The organism is Cellulomonas sp. ICMP 17802, from assembly GCF_041295535.1.
Lineage (GTDB): Bacteria > Actinomycetota > Actinomycetes > Actinomycetales > Cellulomonadaceae > Cellulomonas.
This window is the reverse complement of sequence record NZ_JBGFQZ010000038.1, coordinates 22464-29931: the sequence shown is the minus strand read 5'-3', so window position 1 is coordinate 29931 and position 7468 is coordinate 22464. Positions and strand designations below refer to the sequence as shown.

The window sequence follows — 7468 nt, the reverse complement described above, 5'->3', positions numbered from 1 at the left end:
GAGCCCGAACCTGACGTCGTCCGCGCGACGCCGCCCGACGGAGATCTTCTCCCCGCGTCGCGGCGGCGCCCGCCGCCCCAGGAGGGTGTCCCCGCCGTCCCCGACCCCGAGCCGGGCGTGCTGCTGGCCCGCCACGTGGTCCCCGCGCTGGTCGAGGCCGGGCTGCTGCCGGATCCCGAGGTGACGCTCGTGCGGGGCGAGGCACCGGTGCTGCGCCGCCCCGCGCCCGACACCCGGCCGGTGGTCCGCGTGGCCGAGGTCGCGCCGCCCACCCGGGCGGGCGGCGACGTCCACGTGCACATCGCCCACGTCGAGGTGGTGCACCCCGCGCCGCGCGCCCCGGCACCCGCCCGCACCCGGGCCTCGCGCGGACCCGTGGTCGACCACGACGCCTACCTCGCCGCTCGCCGCGGGGAGCGGTCGTGAGCAACACCGTCGCGGTCGCGGCCGTCACGTCGACGATCTGCTACATCCTCGACCAGTCGCTCGGCGGCGCCCAGCCCGGCGCGGTGGGTGGGGCGAAGGTGACGACCCTGCGGCCGGACCAGATCAGCGCCTCGGCCGTGGGCAACGACCCGATCCGGGGACTCAACGTCTTCCTCTACGAGGTCACGCCCAACCACGCGTGGAACCTCACCGACCTGCCCACGCGGCGCTCGGACGGCAGCCTGAACAACCGGCCGGTCGCGGCGGTCGACCTGCACTTCCTGGTCAGCGCCTACGGCCAGGACGTGGACCTCGAGCCGCACCGGCTGATGGCCCGCGCGGTCCTCGCGCTCTCCGTCAACCAGGTGCTGACGCGTGACGTGGTGGCGACCGCGATCACCCACTTCGAGGGGACCAGCGGGCTGGAGTTCCTGTCCAACGCGGACCTCGCCGACCAGGTCGAGCTGGTCAAGCTCGCGCCGCAGGTGCTGACGCTCGAGGAGCTCTCGCGGCTCTGGGGAGCGTTCGGGACGTCGTACCTGCTCTCGGTCGCCTACACGGCGACGGTGGTGGTGCTCGAGGCGGAGGTCAGCCCGCGCGCCGCACCGCCCGTGCTGACGCGCACGGTCGAGGTGGACCCCCTGCGACGGCCGCACCTGCTCGGCCTCGACACCGTGCCGCCGGGCGCGGTCGTGTCCACGGGCAGCCGCCTGCGCCTCACCGGGTCGGGGCTGCGTGGCCCGGTCACGGTGGTCAGGGTCGGCGGTGCGGAGCTGGTCCCCGTGGCGCCGCTGCACGACGACGTCCTCGAGGTCGTGCTGACCGGCGACGTGCCGGCCGGGCTGCTCGCGGCGAGCGTGGTGCAGCGCGCCCGGCCCGGACCGCCGCTCTCGCCACCGCCCCGCACGCTCGCCCGGTCGAACGTGCTGCCCGTCCTGGTGCGCCCGGTCGTCGGCGCCACGAGCGCGACGGCGACCGTGGTGAGCATCGGCATCAGCCCGGCGCTGCGGCCCGGTCAGCGCTGCGAGGTGGACCTGGCGCGCCGGACGCCTCTCGACGGCGTCGCCAACACGGTGTCCGTCCAGCTGGCGCCGATCGCCCCGGGGACGCCGCCCTCGTCGACCATCCAGCTGGACCGGGCCGACGTGCCCGACGGGGACTGGCTCGTGCGCGTCGTCGTCGACGGCGCACAGAGCATGCCGACGATGTCGGCCGACGTGTACGACGGCCCCGTGCTGAGCCTGCCGTGAACCCGTCCACCGACCGCGCGACCGCGAGCCGCGACGCCGTCCTCGCCGAGCTGGACGTGCTCCGGGCGCACGTCCGGGGCGAGGACGCCGTGCCGTGCGAGGCGGCCGCCCGGTCGGCGCGCGAGCACCTCGGCGGCCCGTCCACCCTCGACGACCTCGCCCAGGGCTTCGGCCTGACCGCGTTCGAGCGCGCGGTCCTGCTGCTGGCCGCGGGACCCGAGCTGGTCGCGGCCGTGGGGGAGGACCTCGCCACGCTCGGCGGGGGTCGGCGGCTCACGTTCGGCACGGCGCTCGCGGTCCTGCCCGACGCCCACTGGAGCGCGCTGACCCCCCCGGCCCCGCTGCGTCGGTGGGAGCTGGTCACGCTGGCCGAGCCGAGCAGCCCCACCGGCAGCCCCCTCGTGGTGGACGAGCGCGTCCTGCACCACCTGGCCGGGGCGGGCTACCTCGACAGCCGCCTGGCGGCCCTGGCCCGGCCGCTGCCGCCGCCGGTCTGGCTGCCCCCCGAGCTCGGCGCGGCCGCCGAACGGCTCGCCGCCGCGTGGCGGACCAGCCGGGCGGTGGTGCTGCACGGGCCGCAGCGGGGGAACGTGCGTGCCGTGGTCGGCGCCGCCGCCGACCGGCTCGGCATGAACGCGATGCTGCTGTCGGCCACCGACGTCCCGCGCGAGCCCGAGGAGCGCGACCGCCTGCTGCGCCGACTCGAGCGCGACACCGTGCTCTCGGGCGTCGCGTGGGTGGTCGACCTCGCCGACGCCCCCCAGGACGACGCGCGCGGCCTGGTCTCCGCGCTGCAGGGGCTGGACACCCCCCTCGCCCTCGTCGCCGACGACGGCGAGGCCGAGCGGCCGGGCGAGGCGGTCGTCGTGCACGTCGGGCGGCTGCAGGTCGGCGCGCGGCGCGAGGCGGTGGGCTCCGCGCTGCGCCGCGCGGGCGTCGACCCCCGCCTGCACGACGTCGACCAGGTGGCCGGGGTGTTCGACCTGGCGCTCGACGACCTCGAGTCCGTGGCGTCCGAGGTCCGGTCCGGGGCGTCGCTGTGGACCGCGTGCCGCGAGCGGTCGCAGGCCGCGCTCGCGGGCCTGGCGAGCGTGCTGCCCGCCCGGGCGACGTGGGACGACCTGGTGCTGCCGCCGACGCAGACCGAGCAGCTGCGGGCGCTGGTGGCGTCCGTCCGGCACCGTGTCCGGGTGCTCGACGACTGGGGCTTCGCCGACCGCTCGACCCGCGGGCTGGGCACCACGGCCCTGTTCACCGGCCCGAGCGGGACCGGCAAGACGACGGCGGCCGAGGTGATCGCGCACGACCTCGAGCTCGACCTCGTGCACGTCGACCTCAGCCAGGTGGTCAGTAAGTACATCGGCGAGACCGAGAAGCAGCTGCGCCGGTTGTTCGACGCCGCCGAGGACGGCTCGTGCGTGCTGCTGTTCGACGAGGCGGACGCGCTGTTCGGCAGCCGGTCGCAGGTGCGGGACAGCCACGACAGGTACGCCAACCTGGAGGTGGGCTACCTGCTCCAGCGCATGGAGCAGTTCCGCGGGCTGGCCATCCTCACGACGAACTCCCGCGACGCCCTCGACCAGGCCTTCACGCGACGCCTGCGTACGATCGTGACGTTCCCCTATCCCGAGCAGGCCCTGCGAGCGGCCATGTGGCGCAAGGCGTTCCCCGGCACCACCCCGACGGCGGGCCTCGACGTGGACCGGCTGGCGGCGGTGGACGTGCCCGGCGGCGGCATCGCGGCGATCGCGCTCACGGCGGCGTACCTCGCGGCCGCCGAGGACGGGGTGGTCGACGCCGCCGCGGTCGACACCGCGGCGCGGTGGGAGCTGGCCAAGACGGGGCGCACGATGCCGCGGAGGCCGACGTGACCGCCGAGGACCGGGTGGCCGTCGCCGAGCGCGACCGCGACGACCGGGAGCGGCAGCGCCGGCAGGAGACCGTCCCCGCGCCGGGTGCCCCCTTGCCGGTCCAGGTCGCGGTGCCGGTGCCGACGGGGCGCGGGGCGCACGACGCCGGGCGCGTGATGGTGCGAGCCGGGCGCCCACCCGCGACGCCGCCGCCCCTCGACGCGGTGGCGCGCTGGGAGGAGCGCGCCGGCGGACCGACGCCGGCGGCCGAGCAGGTCCCGGCGCGCCGGCACAAGGGGGAAGTCCGGCGCAGGGAGATCGGCCGGGAGGCGGAGCGGACGCCCGTGGTCGTGGCGACGCCCGTCGCAGCCGTCGCGACCTCGGTGTCCAGCCCGACCGACGTACGGGAGGTCGCGGCACGGCGGGCGGCGGAGCGCGCCGGCCAGCCCGCGCGGGCGCCCCCGACGCGCCTCGTGCAGGACCAGACCTCCGGCCGGGGACCCCCGACCGGCCCGTTGGCGCGGCCCGACGTGCCGTCCGCCGTCCGCCGCGTGGTCGCCGCGCCCGGCCCGGGTGCACCGGTCGCCGACCCGGTCGCGCGTCAGGTCGAGCCACTCCTGGGCGCGGACGTGTCCGGGGTCCGGGTGCACCAGGACCGACGGACCGAACAGGCCGCGCGCGACCTCGACGCCCGTGCCTTCACCGTGGGCACGCACGTCTTCCTCGGCGCCGGGCAGAGCGCCACCGACGTCCCCCTGCTCGCCCACGAGCTCACGCACGCGGTCCAGCCCGGCACGGCCGGGATCGTGCACCGCGACCTCCTCGGCATCGACACCGCCGCCCGCGACGCCATCGGCGAGCAGGCCGACTCCGTGCCCGGCTACACGCTGCTGACCCTTCTGGTCCGCTACGACCCGATCAGGGGACGCCGCGTCGAGCCCACCCCCGAGCGCGTGGTGCGCGGCGTGGTCGGGCTCGTGCCGTACGGCACCGCGATCTACGACCGGCTCGCCGCGGGCGACCTCGTGCAGCGCGTGCTCGACCTGGTCACGGGTGGCCTCCTGGCCCACAACCTCACGCTCGCGCGCCTGCAGCGCGAGATCGACGCGGCGTGGGACGAGATCCACCTCGTCGACGGGCTGACCGCCAACCTCGCGGTGATCGCTCGCCACGTCGGGGCGGTCGCCCGCGACGTCACCGCGTTCGCCGGTGAGCTGGTCGACGGGATCCTCGCGCTGGTCCGGGAGCTCGCCGTCGGCATGGTCGAGCCGCTGCTCACCGGACCGACCGTCGGACCCGTCTGGGACGTCGCCAAGAAGGTGCTGCACCGCGACCCGCTGCGGGGCACCCCGGTGGTCGCGACCACGGAGGAGATCCTCGAGGACCTGCTGCGCCTGCTGGGCCAGGGCGACAAGATCGAGCAGCTGCGCGAGCGCGGGGTCATCACGCAGGTCGCGGCGTGGATCGACGCGAACGTCGGGCGCGTCCTGTCGCTCGTCGACGACCTCGGTGCGCTGTTCCGCGAGGCGTGGCAGGCGATCCAGCCGTCGAACATCGCCGACCTGCCCAACGCCCTCGACCGGCTGGTGACGCACGCCGGCGAGCTGCTGGGCCGGGTGCGGACGTTCGCCGAGGAGCTCATCGCCCAGGCGCTGTCGCTGGTCAAGGACTCGTTGCTGCACTGGCTCAGCGAGCACGCGCACCACGCCCGCGGGTTCCGGCTGGTCACCGTGCTGATCGGGAAGGACCCCTTCACGCAGGAGGTCGTCCCGCTGACCCCCGCCAACCTCATCGGCGGCTTCATCACGCTGCTGCCGGACGGCGAGAACACGTTCCACCAGCTGGAGGAGTCCGGCGTCATCGCCGAGGCGGCCGGGCGCATCGAGACCGCGGCGGCCACGCTCGGCATCTCGTGGAGCATGATCACCGGCACGTTCCGTGGGATCTGGGACAGTCTGCACCTCGAGGACCTGCTGCACCCGCTGGACACCTTCGAGCGGATCGTCGGCGCGTTCGGCGAGCCGCTGGGCCGGATCATCTCGTTCGTCTCGACGGTGGTGCAGGTCGTCATCGAGCTGATCCTGCGGCTGATGAACTTCCCGAGCGACCTGCTCGCCAGCATCATCGAGCACGTCACCTCGGCCATCGACGCCATCCAGGCCGACCCCGTGCGCTTCCTGCTCAACATGCTCGAGGCCCTCAAGCGCGGCTTCCTGTCGTTCGTCGACCACATCGTCACGCACCTGCTGAACGGGCTGTCCGCCTGGCTGTTCCGCGGGCTGCGGCAGATGGGCATCACGCCACCCACCGAGGTGTCGGTGGAGTCGATCATCACGCTCGTGCTCCAGGTGCTGGGCCTGTCGATGGACCTGGTCTGGGCCAAGCTGGAGGAGCGCCTGGGCGCCGAGACCGTGGGGCGGATCCGCGGGGCGATCAGCATGCTGAGCGGCGCGTGGACCTTCCTCAAGGACGTGCAGGAGCGCGGCATGACCGCGATCTGGGAGTTCATCCAGGGCCAGCTGTCGAACCTGTGGGACACGATCATCAGCGCCGCGCAGACCTGGATCCAGGAGCGGATCGTGTCCGCCGTCGTCGAGAAGCTGATCTCGATGCTCGACCCCACCGGCGTCATGGCCGTGGTCAACAGCTTCCTCGCGTTCTTCCGCGCCGTGCAGTCGCTCATCGACTACATCCGCGAGGTGCTCGAGGTGGTCAACGAGTACGTCACGACCCTGGACGAGGTGGCGCACGGCAACGTCGACCCCGCCGCGCAGAAGGTCGAGCACGGGCTCGCGATGGCCGTGCCCATGGCGATCGGGTTCCTGGCCAACCAGGTGGGGATCGGCAACATCCCCGAGAAGATCGTCGAGATCGTGCAGAGCATCCGCGGCGTCGTCGAGCAGGCGGTGTCGTGGCTGATCGACCAGGCCATCACGCTCGGGCGGTCGGCACTGGCGGCGCTGGGGGTCGGTGGTGCGCGTCCGGGCGAGCCTGCCGCAGGTGCCGACGAGGGAGGTCCGAAGGCGCGGGCGCAGGCGCGGCTGCGGGCCGCCCTCGCGGCGCACCCCGAGTCGATCGATCAGCTCCGCACCGAGCTGACCGGCATCAGTCAGGAGCTGCGTGCCGCGGGTCTGACCGGCCTCGAGCTGCGCGGTCCGAATGCGGACGGCAGCTACCACGTCTTCGGGTCCGCGAGCCCGTGGACCGAGATCGCGGCCCTGATGCCCGGGTTCGTCGCGTCCCGACAAGCAGTCCTGCGGATCTCCCTGACGGTCGAGGGGAGCACCGCCGGCGCGTCCGGCACCAGCACGGCCCGGCAGCTCGCGCGGGACTCGGCCGGCGACCCGATCCGGGATGCCTCAGGCGGGCTCGCGATGCAGGACCGGACGCTGCTCGACCCGCTCCAGCCGCCACGCCGGGCCTTCACGACACGCCAGGACGACCCGCGTCGCCGGCCTGGCGGGATCGTGGCCCAGCCGTCCGAGCCGCAGCGGATCGAGCTCCTCACCTGGAACACCGGGGAGCTGCGCGGATCGCCCAACGAGCGGACCAACGACACGCACGCCGAGCGGCAGTTCCTCGCCTACCTGCAGCGCAACCGCGGGCCGGGGGGGATCGCGGGGCGGGTGACGGCGATCGACGCCAGCATCAACCTGAGCCCGTGCCGGCTGTGCTCGACGTCGCTGGCGGAGGCCGCCGAGCTCACGCCGGGTGCTGCGAACCACCGCCATCTCACCTGGAACGACCTGTACGTGTCGCCCACGATCGGGACAACGACCGCCAGCCTGCAGATCGGGGGGTGGACGGTGTCCGAGCCGAGCGTCACGCCGGCGGCAGAAGCCCGTGCGGCCGCCGGGATGGCGTTGCTGCCCGAGCAGTGGCCGCACGTCCTGGAGGAGCAGGTGCACCCGGCGCCGGTCCCGGCGCACTGACCACGCAGCG

At 74.6% G+C, this 7468-nt stretch carries 4 protein-coding genes; all 4 read left to right on the top strand.

Features of this window, described 5'->3' with window-relative positions; genetic code table 11:
- Window positions 1–426: hypothetical protein (locus tag AB5970_RS17770; protein ID WP_370505279.1), on the top strand; the 426-nt coding region annotated here is incomplete at its 5' end.
- On the top strand, window positions 423–1676 hold the full coding sequence (locus AB5970_RS17765) for a DUF4255 domain-containing protein (RefSeq protein WP_370505278.1): 1254 nt from the start codon (window positions 423–425) through the stop codon (window positions 1674–1676). The genes AB5970_RS17770 and AB5970_RS17765, both read left to right, overlap by 4 nt.
- Window positions 1586–3547, top strand: a complete 1962-nt coding sequence (locus AB5970_RS17760; protein ID WP_404990749.1) for an ATP-binding protein — start codon at window positions 1586–1588, stop codon at window positions 3545–3547. Before AB5970_RS17765 ends, AB5970_RS17760 begins: the two co-directional genes overlap by 91 nt.
- Window positions 3544–7458 carry an eCIS core domain-containing protein gene (locus AB5970_RS17755; RefSeq protein WP_370505276.1) on the top strand — a complete coding sequence of 1305 codons (3915 nt, stop codon included), beginning with the start codon at window positions 3544–3546 and terminating at the stop codon, window positions 7456–7458. Before AB5970_RS17760 ends, AB5970_RS17755 begins: the two co-directional genes overlap by 4 nt.
- The last annotated feature ends 10 nt before the right edge of the window (window positions 7459–7468 follow it).